This window comes from Mogibacterium diversum, from assembly GCF_938028775.1.
Classification (GTDB): domain Bacteria; phylum Bacillota; class Clostridia; order Peptostreptococcales; family Anaerovoracaceae; genus Mogibacterium; species Mogibacterium diversum_A.
Window position 1 is genome coordinate 86,922 of record NZ_CALIZG010000005.1, and the last position, 14,638, is coordinate 101,559.

Here is a 14,638-nt window from a genome sequence, read left to right on the forward strand (position 1 = left end):
GCAATTATTTAAGAGGTGCTTTTCGGCATCTCTATATCTATTTATCAAGGAGAATTTTCAGTGGCAAAGATACTAGTTAACAATAGCGGACCTTTAGAAGGAGAGGTTAAAATTAGCGGAGCAAAGAATGCGGTTCTTCCGCTCATGGCAGCGACCCTGCTGACGCCAGATACTTGTGTGATCGATGATGTCCCAGACCTGTCAGATGTAATGGTTATGCGTAAGATGCTCGAGAGCTTTGGAGCTGTCGTATCTATGTCTGATCCAGGTAAGCTGTCGGTCAATGCAGCTGAGATTACCACGGTTGAAGGAGATGCCGAGCTTGTGTCCCAGATGAGAGCTTCTACAATGGCTATGGGTCCACTTCTTGCAAGATGTGGCAAGGTTGTTATGCCGCTTCCCGGAGGATGCACTATCGGGAAGAGACCTATCGACCTTCACCTCAAGGGATTTAAAGCTCTTGGAGCAACTGTGATGGAGGATATAGAGAATTCGAGCATCATAATCGAAGCACCGAGGGACGGTCTTGTTGGTGATGCTATTTACCTTGATTTTCCTAGTGTTGGTGCGACAGAGAATATCTTGATGGCAGCAGCGCTTGCCAAGGGGCCTACTATTCTAGAGAATGCAGCCAAGGAACCTGAGATTGTTGATTTAGCTAATATGCTCAACAAGATGGGAGCGAAAATCAAAGGCGCAGGCACAGATACTATACGTATTACGGGAGTTGATGAGCTCTCAGGTGCGATTCACACCGTAATTCCAGATAGGATAGAATGCGGAACATTTATGTTAGCTGCTGCTATCACGAGAGGAAAGGTACTCATTAGAAACGGTATTCCTGGTCATGTAAGACCGATAATCGCCAAGCTAAAGGAATGCGGAGTTTCGGTAAATGTCGATGAAGAGGGCATCCTCGTAGATGCAACTAAGGGAAATCTCGTTGCGACTGATATCAAAACTCTGCCATATCCAGGTTTTCCAACAGATATTCAGTCACCTTTTATGGCATTTCTGACTACTGTCGAGGGAACTAGCGTCGTTCGAGAGACGGTTTTCGAAAATCGTTTTATGCACGTTGTTGAGCTTAATCGTATGGGTGCGGACATTTCTACAGATAACAGCAGAGAGGCGACGATTCCTGGAGGCAAGCAGCTTCATGGAGCAAAGGTTAGATCAACAGATCTTCGCGCGGGAGCGGCAATGGTGCTTGCAGGATTAGTAGCAACTGGAACAACTGAAGTGAGTGAGATATATCATATCGAAAGGGGATATGAAGATTTTGTAGGAAAATTCAAGAGTCTAGGTGCAGACCTCATGAGAGTGGAGGAACACGATGTCTAACAATAAGTATCTCGAGATGCTAGCTCAGAAATATCCAAATCATCGCTCTGTCAATGCAGAAATTGTTAACCTTAGAGCGATTCTCGCTCTGCCGAAGGGTACAGAATACTTTCTAAGCGATCTCCACGGTGAATACGATGCGTTTCAGTACTTTGTGCGCAGTGCATCTGGTACTATTAAGATGAAAATCGATGAGAACTTTGGGGCGATTCTTAGCGCAACAGATAGAGAGCAATTAGCAGCGCTCATATACGATCCGGTAAATGAACTTAAGAGAAGAGAGGCCAATGAAGCCGATTTTAATGCTTGGTGCTCTTCTGCTATTTATAGATTGATAATCATTTGCAGAGCAGTATCTAACAAGTATACCAGATCCAAGGTTAGAAGAATTCTTCCTGATAATACTGGTTATATTATGGATGAGCTGATGTTTGCGGATGATGATGATAACAGACAGAAATACTATCAAGAAATCATCGATTCGGTAATTGAATTTAAAATTGCCAAGACGCTGATCACAGAGATTGCTAATACGATAAGCGAACTGGCTGTCGATCATCTTCACATCATAGGAGATATTTTTGATAGAGGTCCTAAACCTCATAGGATCATGGACTTCCTCATGTCTAGGCGGAGTGTGGATATTCAGTGGGGTAATCACGACGTTGTGTGGATGGGGGCAGCGTGCGGAAATAGACCGTGCATTGCAAATATCATTCGCATGAACGTTAGCTACAATAATTTCGATATGCTAGAGTATGGGTATGGCATCAATCTGCGTCCGCTAGCGACACGCGCACAGCAGATTTATGGAGATGATCCTTGTACAGGCTTTATGCCGCATGTACTTGAAAAGAACAGATTTGACCCAATTCCTGAAGAACTTGCGGCTAAGATGCACAAGATGATTGCGATTATCCAGTTCAAGGTTGAAGGTCAGACAATAATGAACCATTCGGAGTTCAAGCTGGATCACAGGTTGATGCTTGATAAGATTAACTTGGATGAGGGAACAGTTAATTGCTACGGAGAAGTTTATCCGATTAAGGATACGAATCTTCCGACTATCGACCCGGCAGATCCATACAAGCTAAGCCCTGAAGAGGAAGAGGTAATGGTTGCGCTTGAGGCATCTATAACTAATTCCAAGAAACTGCAGGAGCACATTAACTTTCTATATACTCACGGAGCTCTTTTTACAACATACAATGGCAACCTTTTGTTCCATGGATGCATCCCGTTTACAGAGGATGGCGATTTCATGGAGGTGACAATAGCTGGTAAGACAAATCATGGGGCAGGGCTCATGAGACAGCTTGACCAGGAACTAAGAGAAGTCTATTTCAATCCTAGATGCGATCTCGATAAGGCTGATGCTGCAAATCTAATGTGGTACCTCTGGCTAGGACCAGATTCGCCGCTGTTTGGAAAGGATAAGATGACTACCTTTGAGAGGCTCTTTATCGCAGATAAATCAACTCACAAGGAGCACACGGTTCCGTATTATAAGCTGATTAAGAATAAGGACATCTGCATCAAAATTATCCGCGACTTCGATCTTGACCCATCGAAGGGGATTATCCTCAATGGGCATGTTCCGGTTAAAATCAAGGACGGAGAAAGCCCAATCAAGGGAGAAGGTAAACTTATAGTCATCGACGGTGGTATTTCAAAGGCTTATCAGAAGACTACTGGAATTGCCGGATACACGTTTATATTTAACTCCTGGTTTATGGCGCTATCTGAACACGAACCATACCATCCGCTACAGCCAGACGGTACACAGGAGTTTAATAATCCTAATATCGTTACAACTCACACCCTTCCTGCTCGTATGCTTATTATAGATACGGACATAGGGAAGGTTCTGCAGTCTCAGATAGATGACCTTCAGCAGCTGAATGCTGAATTCCGCAAGGGAACCATCAAGGAAGTTTATCCTAAGAGGGGGAAATACTACTCTAAGAACTAGGCGATACTCCTATGAAAGTGGAACCAAAACTACTATGTGTCGCTAATACTATTTATCGAAAGAAGGTGCTACTATGATTCGCATAATAAGCGTTGTGCTCGGCGGAATTTTATTTGCTCTATGCATTTACTATTTTATGTTGCTATACAAGAATAATAGGAGAAATAGATTCTAATGAATGTGCAGACCATTAGCATTCCCAATAAGAAGTGCGATAAGCCGTCCAGCGGACTAGCTTGCGTAACTGGTGCTAGCTCTGGTATAGGTGCGGAGTTTGCACGCCAGCTTGCAGCCGAAGGATATTCAATTATCTTGGTTGCAAGAAGAGAGGATAGGCTCGTTGACATTGGTCAGGAACTCGCAAGCGATTACCGCGTAGAGTGTGAGTGTATAACAGCGGATTTATCAGATTTAAATGAATGCGAGAACCTTATTTCACATCTCAAATCAAAGCACGAGATGCCTTTAGACATACTCATCAATAATGCTGGTTTCGGAGCGGTGGGAAGATTTGATAAGAGCGATATTTCGAATGATTTAAATATGATTGATGTCAATGTTAAGACTCTTCACTACATCGCACATCAGATGATGCCGCATTTTATAGAGCGGGATTATGGACATATCATCAACGTAGGGTCTGTTGCCGGACTTATGCCAGGAGGACCTTATATGGCGACGTACTATGCGACCAAATCCTATGTCGTATCTCTTACAAATGCACTTGCAGAAGAACTGAAACTCCTCGGTAGCCGCGCCCAGGTTCATGCGCTCTGCCCAGGACCGGTAAATACCGAGTTCAACGATGTTGCAAACGTGAAATTTTCGCTTAGGGGAATATCTGCGCGTGAATGTGTATCGTATTGCATAGACGAAGCGGATAAGGGCAAGATTATCATAGTTCCTAATATGATGGTCAAAGCAGCTGCAATTGCTTCAAAGTTTGTACCAAGAGAGATAGTACTCGGCATATTGGCACGCAGTCAAAAGAGTAAAATTGAAAGATAAGCTTGTAAGACCATTGAATTTACTTGACAACAGCACTATACCATGTTAAATTGTTATAGTGCTTTGAGCGCCTATAGCGCAATTGGATAGAGCGTCACACTACGAATGTGAAGGTTCGGGGTTCGAGTCCCTGTGGGCGCACCACACAAAATACTGCAACTCAGCTGAGTTGCAGTATTTTGCTTTTTGTAGATGCAATACCATTCGATTTGATATTGATTATTTCAATTTCAAACCTATAATAATAGAACATCTTCAAATAGATTTTACCTATAGGCAAATCTATTGAGATTAAATGCCGTAGGTGGTAACCTCTTTAACGTAACGAAAATGAAAATTTATGGAGGTGTATGTAATGTCAATTACAGCTGAAACAGCGCAAGCGCACAAGAATGATCCTGCGGTTCTTTGCTGCAGAGCAGAGGAGGGAACTGAACTAACTCCGGCAAACTTTGAAGATCCGGCAATTTTTCCTGATCTAATTGATACTGGACTACTCAACATAGATGGAGCGCTCAAGCTAGGACAGGTGCTCAACGGATCTAAGTTAACCAAGACCGTTGATTCCCTAACTCCTATTACTCCGGACATTGTTGATAAATACGACGAAGAAGTTGATGAGGCTGCTGAAGAGACTGAAGAAGTAGCAGAAGCAGGCGCACTAACAGAACCCTCAATTGGTGGACAAGTACAGAACGTTAATATGTCAGTTGTCGGCGGTGTTGTTAAGCTCTATATCGGGGAGGGCAAAGACATCGCAATCGAATTCCCAGTTTAGAACCACTATTTTACCGCATAGATAGATTGATCAACTCCTTTGAGCCAGGCTAAGCCTGGCTCTTTATTTTAATAAAGGAATGAAAAAAATACGGGCTGACATTTTGACAGCCCGTATTTTTTATGAGTATAAATCATATTTATATACTATTTAGGAACTACGAAACCCTTTCCTAGAGCATCGTCTGGATCGATGAACCAGGTAGCTTCTCCGCAGAGGTAGCCACCGCCTCTAACCTGAGGAACGATTGCATCGAATTCGCCAACCTTTGTCTCGCTCTGAATCATGCCGTAGAACTTAGTTCCGATGAATGACTCATAAACGAACTCCTTACCAACTGGAAGCTCACCAAGTGCATGGAGTAGGGACATCTTAGCTGATGTACCGGTTCCGCATGGGGATCTATCTAGCTGAGGATCTGCAGGGTCACCGAATACTACGAGGTTGCGTAGGTCAGCATCTGGAGTATCAGTTGTTGAGTAGTTCTCAACTAGGTCAACAGATGTGATGTCTAGCTCTGGGTGCTGAACAGAAACAGTCTCGTTAACCTTCTGAAGCATGAAACTTGAGAATCTTGTTAGGAAACCAGCTGTGTCAGGACCAACCTTGATACCAAAGTTCTTCTCTGTATCAACTAGAGCGAAGAAAGAACCACCGAAGCAAATGTCGTATACAACATCTTTGCCTTCGAACTCAATGTGAAGATCCTTCTTATATCTGAATGAAGGAACGTTAGTTAGAGTTACGCCAGTAACCTTTCCGTCTTTAACGTCAGCAACTGTCTTAATAATACCAGCAGGAGCTTCTAGAATAACCTCTGTCTGAGGCTCCTTCATCTCCATTAGACCACCTTCAAGAATTGCAGTTACAACACCAATTGTGCAGTGACCGCACATGTTGAGGTATCCGCCTCCATCCATGAAGAATACACCGAAATCAGCTTCTTTGTTGCAAGGCTCTACAACGAAAGCACCGAACATGTCGTGGTGTCCACGAGGCTCGAACATAAGAGCAGTTCTTACATAATCATAATGCTCTTCGAGATAGTGCTTTCTCTCGATCATTGTGTTACCTTCTGTCTCTGGGCAATCAAGAGCTACTCTGCAGTACTCACCTTCAGTGTGAGCCTCGATAGTTCTGATAGCATCAGTATACTTCTTGTAATCAATCTTAGCAGTTAGTGCCATATCATGTACCTCCTTAGGTTACATAAGTATAAAAATAAATAATTGCCACCTAAGTAAACTATAGAGCAGTAAATATTAAAAGTCAATAATATAACAAATGCATATTACTAAAATTAATACACGGATAGTATGAGCATTAGTTCAAATGCACTGAAATCATCTTGTTTTAACGAAAATGTTGTGAATTGATTATCAAGAAAATTCAATAAAGTTTTGGTATCGATAGAAATTAATGATTAAAATATGTGGTCAAAAAAGCAGATATTGTATAACAAAGGATGAGATATGACAGAAGATTATCTATTGAAAAACTCAATAGATAATCTAACAATTATCATTGAAATAAATAAATCGTTATGTTATCATCAATCTAGAAAAGAGTGCGCATTACCTTTATTTGTGTGGCTTTTCGAACGATACGCATTAATGATTTGTAGAGTCAAAAATATTTAAGGAGAGACTGTGTCATGGAAAATTTGCAGATTTTGTTGAGACAGCATGTAGGTAAACCTTGTGCTCCAATTGTTAAAGTTGGTGACAAAGTTAAGAAGGGAACCCTCATTGCAGAACCAACAGGTCTCGGCGCAAATATCTTCTCTAGCGCTTACGGCGTTGTTGAAGAAATAACAGACGAGATGATTGTTATTAAGCCTGATGAAGAGCAGAAGGACGAGTTCGTTCCTATCGAAGAAGGAACTCCTCTTGAGATGGTTAGGGCTGCTGGAGTTGTAGGAATGGGCGGAGCTGGATTCCCTACTGCAGTTAAGCTAGATGCTCATTTTGAGGATGGTGGTTACATCCTTGTAAATGCTTCTGAGTGTGAGCCTGGACTAAAGCACAACATTCAGCAGATAGAGGAAGAGCCAGAGAAGGTTATCCGCGGAGTTAAGCTCTGTATGGAAATCTCTGGAGCAGATAAGGCAATTATTGCTATTAAGAAGAAGAATCGTAAGGCTGTTGAAATCCTTGACGAATGTCTAAAGGATGAGCCAAACATCACAAGACATCTTCTAGCAGACATTTACCCAATGGGTGAAGAAAGAGCTGTAGTTAGAGAATGTCTCGGAATCGAGCTAGAGCCAAGCCAGCTTCCATCAGCTGCAAAGTCTGTTGTTATCAATAGTGAGACTTGCGCTAGAGTAGCTGAGGCTGTAGATGAGAGAAAGCCATCTTTCCTAAAGCACCTAACAGTAAGAGGTAAGCTCAACGGTGGACACGATGCTCACGTATTCATGGACGTTCCAGTAGGAACAAGCGTTGCTTCTCTAATTGAGAGAGCTGGCGGAATCGATGGTGAGTATGGCGAAATCGTAATGGGTGGTGCGTTCACTGGTAAGTCGACTACACTAGAAGCTCCTATCACTAAGACAACTGGAGCGATCCTAGTATCGATGCCGTTCCTAGATTTACATGGAGCTAACATGGGTATCCTAGTATGCGCATGTGGTGGCAACTATGAGAGAATGCAGGAGCTTTGCAAGAAGTACAATGCGAAAGAAGTTTCGCTTTGCTACTGCAAGCAGGCACAGGAGATGCCTAACGGCACAAGAAAGTGCGAGAGACCAGGAATCTGCCCAGGTCAGGTATCAAACAACCTACAGTTCAAGAAGGATAAGTGTGAGTACATAATTATCGGAAACTGCTCCGACTGTTCGAACACTGTAATGGCTTCTGGTCCTAAGATGGGACTTAAGGTTCTACACCAGACAGACCACATCATGAGAGCTGTTGATCATCCACTATACAGAACTTTAAGAGTTTCTAAGCAGGTTGATCAGGATCTTAACGTAGTAGATAACGTTGAGAACAACTAGTTGATATTTAATCCGAGCGCTTCATGTGCCCGATCGCATGGAGCACTGACGGAATAAATATATAAAATTTTGCATTTGCAAAGGCAATATTTTCAAGGAGGAAGATCGATATGTCAATCACAGCTGAAACAGCTAAACAACATGCGAACGACCCAGCGGTACTATGCTGCAGAGCAGAAGAGGGAACTGTTCTTGAGCCAGCTAACTTCGAAGATCCAGCAATTTTCCCAGATCTAATTGATTCTGGTCTGCTGAATATCGATGGAGCTCTCAAGCTCGGTCAGGTACTAAACGGATCGAAACTAACTAAAACTGTTGATTCTTTAACTCCAATCACAGCAGATATCGTTGATAAGTACGATGCTGATGAGGTTGCAGAGGAAGAGGCACCAGTTGCTGAGGCTGAGGAGGCTCCAGCTGCAGTAGCAGCTCCAGTAGCTCCAGCAGTAGCAGCAGCAGGAACAATTAAGCTACACATCGGAGAGGGAAAGAACATCGACATCGAGCTCCCAGCAGGACTTGGTGGCGGCGTTGTAGCTCCAGCTCAGGCAGTAGCAACAGCAGCTCCAGCAGTAGCAGCAGCTCCAGTTGAAGAGCACACTGAAACTGTTCTAAGAGAGATGACAAGAAAGCACTACAAGATCAACAAGGTTGTTCTTGGAGACGAGACTAAGATTGAGGGAGATACACTCTACGTTCGTAAGAGCGCAGCTACAGAGGGTGCAGCAGAGCAGAAGCTTGTTCAGTCCCTAGAGCTTAGCCTAATCACACCAGATAATTACCACGTATACACAGAGACAGTAATGGACATCCAGCCAATCGCTACAAAGGAAGACTCCGATATGGGTCTTGGTGAGGGCGTAACAAAGGTTCTCGATGGCGTTGTAATGGTTGTAACTGGTGTTACAGAAGAAGGTGTTCAGGTTGGTGAGTTCGGTTCATCCGAAGGTTACATCGACGAGAACATGATGTGGGGTCGTCCAGGTGCTGTTGATAAGGGTGAGATCATGATCGTTGCTCACGCTGTTATCGACAACCTGAAGAACATGGAAAGACCAGGACCTATCGCAGTTCACACTGCTGTAGACCACGTAGTTTCTGAAATTAGAGAAGCTATGAAGAGAGACCTTAAGGATGTTACTCCATCTGAGGAGCAGACACTTAAGCAGACAAGACACCCTGGAAAGAAGAAGGTTGTTATTGTTAAGGAAATCATGGGACAGGGTGCTATGCACGACAACTTCCTATTCCCTAACGATCCTGTAGGCGTACTTGGAGCTAAGCCAAACGTTGACCTAGGTAACGTTCCAGTAATGGCTAACCCACTCGAGGTACTCGATGGCTGCATCCACGCTTTAACTTGTATCGGACCTGCTTCAAAGGAAATGTCCAGACACTACTGGAGAGAGCCACTAGTTGTTGAGGCTGTACACGATGAGGATATCGACGTAGTAGGCGTTATCTTCGTTGGATCACCTCAGGCTAACTCCGACAAGTTCTACGTATCCAGAAGACTTGGTCAGATGGTTGAGTCCATGGGCGTTGACGGTGCATTCGTTACAACAGAAGGATTCGGAAATAACCACGTTGACTTCACTTCCCACATCGAGCAGATTGGTAAGAGAGGAATTCCAGTTGTTGGATTCTCATTCTGTGCTGTACAGGGTGCTCTCGTAACAGGAAACAAGTACTGCGACGCAATGGTAGACAACAACAAGTCCATGTCCGGAATTGAGAACGAGGTTCTCGCTTGCAACACTCTCTGCACAGAGGATGCTATCCGTGGACTTGCTATGCTGAAGGCTAAGATGGCTGGTGAAGAGATTAAGGCTCCAGAGAGATCATACAACGTAAACGTTAAGAACAACAACGTTGAGCTCATCGAGAAGGCTACTGGCAATAAGATTGATCTAGTAGAGAACGAGCAGTCACTTCCAATCAGTGAGAAGAGAAAGGAAAAGTACGACTAATCTTTGCTTACGAAAGGTAGATATTACAGATGAATTACGGAGATAAGATAATCAAAGTTGAGGGAGTCATTACAGAGGTTCATGACGGGGGAATCTGCGTAGACATTAAAGGTCGATTAGGTGAACTCAAGGTGCCTATGAGAATGGTAATCTCTGATTATCCGCTAAAGGTCGGACAGACGGTCGCTTGGAATATGAGCTTCATAGAACAAGAAGGACCAGAAGTTAACGAGAAGTACGTAAGTAATATCGACATTCTAAACAGACGTCGTGCTGAATACGCTGAAAAGCACAAATAACTAAGGAGGAAAAGACAAATGAGTATGACAGTTGTAAAAGGCTTACAATCTGAAATATTTGTTCCTATTACACCTAAGTCAGTATTTACACCAGTAACTAAGCCTCTCAATGAGATGACAGTTGCTCTTGCTACTGCTGCAGGTGTACACGTAAAGACAGATAAGAGATTTAACCTCGCTGGAGACTTCACTTGGAGAAAGGTTCCAGATGATGTTCCATCAAGCGAGCTAATGGTAACACACGGTGGATACGATAACTCTGACGTAAATAAGGACATCAACTGCATGTTCCCTATCGACAGACTTCACGAGCTAAGAGAAGAAGGCTTCATCAAGGCTTGTGCACCTACACATGCTGGATTCATGGGTGGTGGTGGAAACATCGAAAAGTTCACTAACGAGACAGGTCCAGAAATTGCTCAGATGCTTAAGGATGAAGGCGCAGATGCTGCAATCCTAACAGCTGGATGAGGAACTTGCCACCGCTCTGCAACAATCGTGCAGAGAGCAATCGAGGAAGCAGGAATTCCTACAGTAATTATCGCGGCACTTCCACCAGTTGTAAGACAGGCTGGATCTCCACGTGCAGCTGCTCCTATCGTACCTATGGGCGCTAACGCAGGTGCTCCTAACGACGTAGAGATGCAGACAGCTATCGTAAAGGCTACTCTAGAGCTTCTCGAGACAATCGAGACTCCAGGAAAGATCGTTCCACTACCTTACGAGTATCACGCTGTAATCTAGTTCTAAATTAAATAGGACATCGGAAACGAAGACGGGGCAGATTTATATCTGCCCCTTTTTTCTAAAGTATGTTCGAGAAATTCTTAACATATTTTGCCACCTACCAAATGAGAATGATCGAACAGGCTAGTATTTATTAATTATATTTTACAGAAGCTAAAGTATTGAGGTATGCATATGAGTGTACAGGAAATTGATTTGAGAAGACTTGTCATTAAGGCTTTTCATATGAATGAGGTTGAGATGGGTGACCACAATAGCGTTGGGTATAACGGTGTGATGACCGTATCCAAAGATATTATCCCATCACTTCTTGAAAAATATGAAACACTTGATAATATAGATATTCAGGTAATTAAGCCGAGAGATCATGATAGATGGACTAATACTATCATGGATATCATCCCTATATCGGCAAAGGTGCTAGGAAAATGTGGAGAAGGTATAACTCATACATTAACAGGTGTATATGTGATGCTTACTGGTGTTGATACTGAAGGTAAGCAGACACACGAGTTTGGATCTTCAGAAGGTAAGCTTAGCGAACAGTTAGTTCTTGGCAGAGCTGGTACACCAGGTGAAGATGACTATATTATCTCCTTTGATGTTACCTTTAAAAAGGATATGGGACAGGAAAGACACGGCTGCCTAGAAGCTCATCAGGCTTGTGATGAATTTATTCAGATATACAGAGAGCTGATGAAGAAATTTGACGGAAATAAAGCTACAGAGCGTCATGAGTACCATGACATCGCAAGGCCAGGGCAGAAAAAGGTGCTAATTATCAGGCAGGTTGCTGGTCAGGGCGCTATGTACGACACATATCTGTTCCCAGATGAGCCATCCGGCGCTCATGGTGGACGTTCTATTATAGAGATGAACAATATGCCTGTCTTCTTAACTCCAAATGAGTACAGAGACGGTGCTATCCGTTCAATGCAGTAAGGAGGTGCTGATATGGGAATTGGTCCTTCAACAAAAGAAACAAGCTTACATCACTTTAGAGATCCATTAGTAGATATCGTCGGTTCGGATTCGGGTATTGATCTAATGGGAGTTCTACTATTTGGTACGTCTGATGATAACAAGGAGAAACTCAGAAACAGCAAACGCGCTGCAATTATGGCAGAAGGGATGAGAGCTGATGGGGTAATCCTTACATCCGATGGATGGGGAAACAGCGACGTAGACTATACGAACTGCGTTGAGGAGCTCGGAGAGATGGGCATTCCAATGTCCGGACTCAACTTCAGCGGAACGATGGCTACTTTCGTAGTTGAGAATGAGTATTTACAGAATAACATCGTAGATATTAATAAGAATCCAGAGGGTCTTGAATCTAACATTGTTGGTGAGAACAACATGACAGCGGACGATGTTAAGAAGGCACTTATGATTCTGAAAATACGCATGAAGGAAAAAGAACTCAAAAATAGATAGTAAGACGTGGTTATCACTAATATGATATAATAGCGACAAGGGATGACGGACAATTCCGACATCTCTTGTTTTATAGTTATGAATAATAATAAAGGGCTGTACAGTTGATTAGTAACAGACTATTTATAAGACTAATATGAGGAGAAGGAGATAAAGCGGGAGCCGATACTTCGTAAATGGCTATACCGCCATAATATGAGTCATATGAGAAATCCAAATAGACAGGCGGCAAAGAGGCGTGCTGCACAATCAGAGAATTCAGACACTATACTAATCTATAATTCTAGCAATGGTGCCACAGAGAAGTATGCAGAATGGATAGCAGAAGCACTGGACTGCGACGTGATGAAATATTCACGTGCTAAGCTAGGGTATACTTCGATGTATAAAAATATAATATTTGGCAGCTGGATTAGAGGTGGTGAGATAACACGCTTTAATATGCTTCGTGCAAACCTATCAAATTTTGGTATAGATAACAATAACCTAATCGTATTTGCAACGGGTATTATTGAGCCGACTGATGAGTATAGAACCTTTGTAAAGGGACTTAATGGTTGTAAACATTTGCCAGATGATTGTTTTTATATGCTTCCAGGAAAATATAATTCAAAAGATTGCAAGAGCGCAGACAAGATTGCACTCAAAGCTATGGGGGAAAAGATATTTGTTCCAGTCCGTGATGATCAAGTTCAAAATGCAAAGGAAAGATTTGAAAATGGCTATGACGGAATTGATCATGGGGCGATTCTCCCTATCCTTGAGAAGGTGCGTGAATTTAGGGGAGCGTAGATATAAAAGGTTCTGTGATACAGAAATTAGTAGATACAGAAATGCTGTAATTGAGTGAGTACGAAGCTGAAAGATGACAGATGATAGATCCTAAAGATTGGCAGGTAATAATATTAAGTATATAAAAAAGGTCTCCATCTGGAGACCTTTTGTAATTTCTTATTGTGCTTACTAATTAAGCTTTCTTCCTATCAGCAAGAGCATCCTTACCAAACATGAATGCTGTGAAGTATACGACTACGATAACAACCTTAAGAAGTACATCTATTGGCATCTTCTTTACTAGGAAGTATGCGATGCAAACACCAACTACACCACCCACCATCTGGCAAAGTGTGCAAACCATGTCGAATCTGTTTTCCTTGATGAACTTAGGTCCATTACCAAATGCCATTAGGTATGCGCAAGATCCCATCATAATTGGGAATGCAGCTCCAATGTTCATTCCGAGAACGGAGATAAGTGCTAAGCAAGGAGCATATAGACCTACACCGATATTCATAAGTGCGCCTAGGAAGAAGTTAATAACTACAGCGATTACCAGCTTAGCTCCGTGAAGAGCAGTTGCAGTTCCAACTAGTCCGAAAGGTCCAATGTTAGCAGTCTTGCAAGCCATTACAGTTCCTAGGATAAGTAGACCAACGCACATTCCGATACGAACCTTGTGCTGATCCCACTTTGTAACGAATCCAGCTCCTACGAATGCACCTAGTACAGCTGCGACAAGCATGGATACAAGTGTTAGAGTATCAATATCAACGAATCCAAAGAATAGGAATGCTTCTAGAAGTACAGGGAGAGTATCTCCAACGTTTAGAGTTCCAGGGATGTAAATATCCTTGATAGATCCTCTAATCTTAAAGAGTGCGCAAGATGTAGCGTATGAACCGATTCCTAGTGTATCGAAGAAGTTAGCAACGACACCAACCATGGCATTCCAAATAGCAAATTTCTTCTGCTCAGCCCATTCAGCCTTACCTTCTTCTGTTGCTAGGTTAGCTTTTACCTTTAGTAGTGTTAGCGAGATACAGAGAACCATTCCGATCACGCATAGACCTTTTAGTGCATATAACATAATAACCTCCATACGTTTAAAAAACGATGTAAAAAAGATAATTCCTACAGACTCCCGATCGTCTGTTCTTGAGTTCATTATATTGGTTTGATATATGTTTGTCAATAATATAGAGATAATATGTTATTATTATGAAGATATTGATATTTAGCTATTTTAGGGTACTTTATGATACAATTTACTAACTGAATGAAAAATATTTTTAAATTTTTATT

The 14,638-nt window shown here is 42.5% G+C and carries 13 protein-coding genes and 1 tRNA gene; 12 read left to right on the top strand and 2 right to left on the bottom strand.

The genetic code is table 11. The features are described 5' to 3' along the window. Positions 1-60 precede the first annotated feature (60 nt). The 5 genes from murA to Q7O90_RS00745 all read left to right on the top strand — a co-directional run bounded on the left by murA (position 61) and on the right by Q7O90_RS00745 (position 5,102). Positions 61-1,344, top strand: a complete 1,284-nt coding sequence (gene murA, locus Q7O90_RS00725) for a UDP-N-acetylglucosamine 1-carboxyvinyltransferase (protein ID WP_304126249.1) — start codon at positions 61-63, stop codon at positions 1,342-1,344. Further along, on the top strand, positions 1,337-3,316 hold the full coding sequence (locus tag Q7O90_RS00730) for a fructose-1,6-bisphosphatase (RefSeq protein WP_304126251.1): 1,980 nt from the start codon (positions 1,337-1,339) through the stop codon (positions 3,314-3,316). Before murA ends, Q7O90_RS00730 begins: the two co-directional genes overlap by 8 nt. A gap of 174 nt (positions 3,317-3,490) precedes the next feature. After that, positions 3,491-4,324 (top strand): SDR family NAD(P)-dependent oxidoreductase, encoded by an 834-nt coding sequence (locus tag Q7O90_RS00735; RefSeq protein ID WP_304126252.1) that lies wholly within the window; start codon positions 3,491-3,493, stop codon positions 4,322-4,324. Positions 4,325-4,391: 67 nt separating this feature from the next. Beyond that, positions 4,392-4,468, top strand: a tRNA-Arg gene (locus Q7O90_RS00740). A gap of 211 nt (positions 4,469-4,679) precedes the next feature. Further along, complete coding sequence (locus Q7O90_RS00745) at positions 4,680-5,102, top strand: sugar transporter (RefSeq protein ID WP_094234557.1); 423 nt, start codon at positions 4,680-4,682, stop codon at positions 5,100-5,102. Positions 5,103-5,248: 146 nt separating this feature from the next. Here Q7O90_RS00745 and Q7O90_RS00750 read toward each other — a convergent pair whose 3' ends face one another. Then, positions 5,249-6,289, bottom strand: coding sequence for a proline racemase family protein (locus Q7O90_RS00750; protein ID WP_304126255.1), 1,041 nt, complete (start codon positions 6,287-6,289; stop codon positions 5,249-5,251). Between the two features lie 467 nt (positions 6,290-6,756). Here Q7O90_RS00750 and prdC point away from each other — a divergent pair, with 467 nt between their 5' ends. From prdC to Q7O90_RS00785, 7 genes are all read left to right on the top strand, one after another. After that, positions 6,757-8,103 carry a proline reductase-associated electron transfer protein PrdC gene (gene prdC / locus Q7O90_RS00755; protein ID WP_304126257.1) on the top strand — a complete coding sequence of 449 codons (1,347 nt, stop codon included), beginning with the start codon at positions 6,757-6,759 and terminating at the stop codon, positions 8,101-8,103. 110 nt (positions 8,104-8,213) lie between these two features. Next, positions 8,214-10,073 carry a D-proline reductase (dithiol) proprotein PrdA gene (prdA, locus tag Q7O90_RS00760; protein ID WP_304126258.1) on the top strand — a complete coding sequence of 620 codons (1,860 nt, stop codon included), beginning with the start codon at positions 8,214-8,216 and terminating at the stop codon, positions 10,071-10,073. Positions 10,074-10,102: 29 nt separating this feature from the next. Then, entirely contained in the window at positions 10,103-10,372 is a 270-nt protein-coding gene (locus tag Q7O90_RS00765; RefSeq protein WP_297968747.1) for a CBO2463/CBO2479 domain-containing protein, read from the top strand. Positions 10,373-10,390: 18 nt separating this feature from the next. Further along, on the top strand, positions 10,391-11,116 hold the full coding sequence (gene prdB, locus Q7O90_RS00770; protein ID WP_304126260.1) for a D-proline reductase (dithiol) protein PrdB: 726 nt from the start codon (positions 10,391-10,393) through the stop codon (positions 11,114-11,116). A gap of 177 nt (positions 11,117-11,293) precedes the next feature. Beyond that, positions 11,294-12,061 (top strand): proline reductase cluster protein PrdD, encoded by a 768-nt coding sequence (prdD, locus tag Q7O90_RS00775; protein WP_304126262.1) that lies wholly within the window; start codon positions 11,294-11,296, stop codon positions 12,059-12,061. A 12-nt stretch (positions 12,062-12,073) separates the two neighbouring features. After that, positions 12,074-12,556, top strand: coding sequence for a glycine/sarcosine/betaine reductase component B subunit (locus Q7O90_RS00780; protein ID WP_106057260.1), 483 nt, complete (start codon positions 12,074-12,076; stop codon positions 12,554-12,556). A gap of 204 nt (positions 12,557-12,760) precedes the next feature. After that, positions 12,761-13,348, top strand: coding sequence for a flavodoxin family protein (locus Q7O90_RS00785; RefSeq protein ID WP_304126265.1), 588 nt, complete (start codon positions 12,761-12,763; stop codon positions 13,346-13,348). 175 nt (positions 13,349-13,523) lie between these two features. Here Q7O90_RS00785 and Q7O90_RS00790 read toward each other — a convergent pair whose 3' ends face one another. Beyond that, positions 13,524-14,423: a permease gene (locus Q7O90_RS00790; RefSeq protein ID WP_304126266.1), complete on the bottom strand. Its 900-nt coding sequence runs from the start codon at positions 14,421-14,423 to the stop codon at positions 13,524-13,526. Between the last annotated feature and the right edge of the window lie 215 nt (positions 14,424-14,638).

What these genes read in the sequence shown, in the direction of transcription:
- prdC (WP_304126257.1), top strand. Translation starts at nt 6,757, where the DNA reads ATGGAAAATTTGCAGATTTTGTTGAGACAGCATGTAGGTAAACCTTGT.
- Q7O90_RS00735 (WP_304126252.1), top strand. Translation starts at nt 3,491, where the DNA reads ATGAATGTGCAGACCATTAGCATTCCCAATAAGAAGTGCGATAAGCCG.
- Q7O90_RS00730 (WP_304126251.1), top strand. Translation starts at nt 1,337, where the DNA reads ATGTCTAACAATAAGTATCTCGAGATGCTAGCTCAGAAATATCCAAAT.
- Q7O90_RS00785 (WP_304126265.1), top strand. Translation starts at nt 12,761, where the DNA reads ATGAGAAATCCAAATAGACAGGCGGCAAAGAGGCGTGCTGCACAATCA.
- Q7O90_RS00750 (WP_304126255.1), bottom strand. Translation starts at nt 6,289, where the DNA reads ATGGCACTAACTGCTAAGATTGATTACAAGAAGTATACTGATGCTATC.
- Q7O90_RS00745 (WP_094234557.1), top strand. Translation starts at nt 4,680, where the DNA reads ATGTCAATTACAGCTGAAACAGCGCAAGCGCACAAGAATGATCCTGCG.
- prdA (WP_304126258.1), top strand. Translation starts at nt 8,214, where the DNA reads ATGTCAATCACAGCTGAAACAGCTAAACAACATGCGAACGACCCAGCG.
- prdD (WP_304126262.1), top strand. Translation starts at nt 11,294, where the DNA reads ATGAGTGTACAGGAAATTGATTTGAGAAGACTTGTCATTAAGGCTTTT.
- Q7O90_RS00780 (WP_106057260.1), top strand. Translation starts at nt 12,074, where the DNA reads ATGGGAATTGGTCCTTCAACAAAAGAAACAAGCTTACATCACTTTAGA.
- Q7O90_RS00790 (WP_304126266.1), bottom strand. Translation starts at nt 14,423, where the DNA reads ATGTTATATGCACTAAAAGGTCTATGCGTGATCGGAATGGTTCTCTGT.
- Q7O90_RS00765 (WP_297968747.1), top strand. Translation starts at nt 10,103, where the DNA reads ATGAATTACGGAGATAAGATAATCAAAGTTGAGGGAGTCATTACAGAG.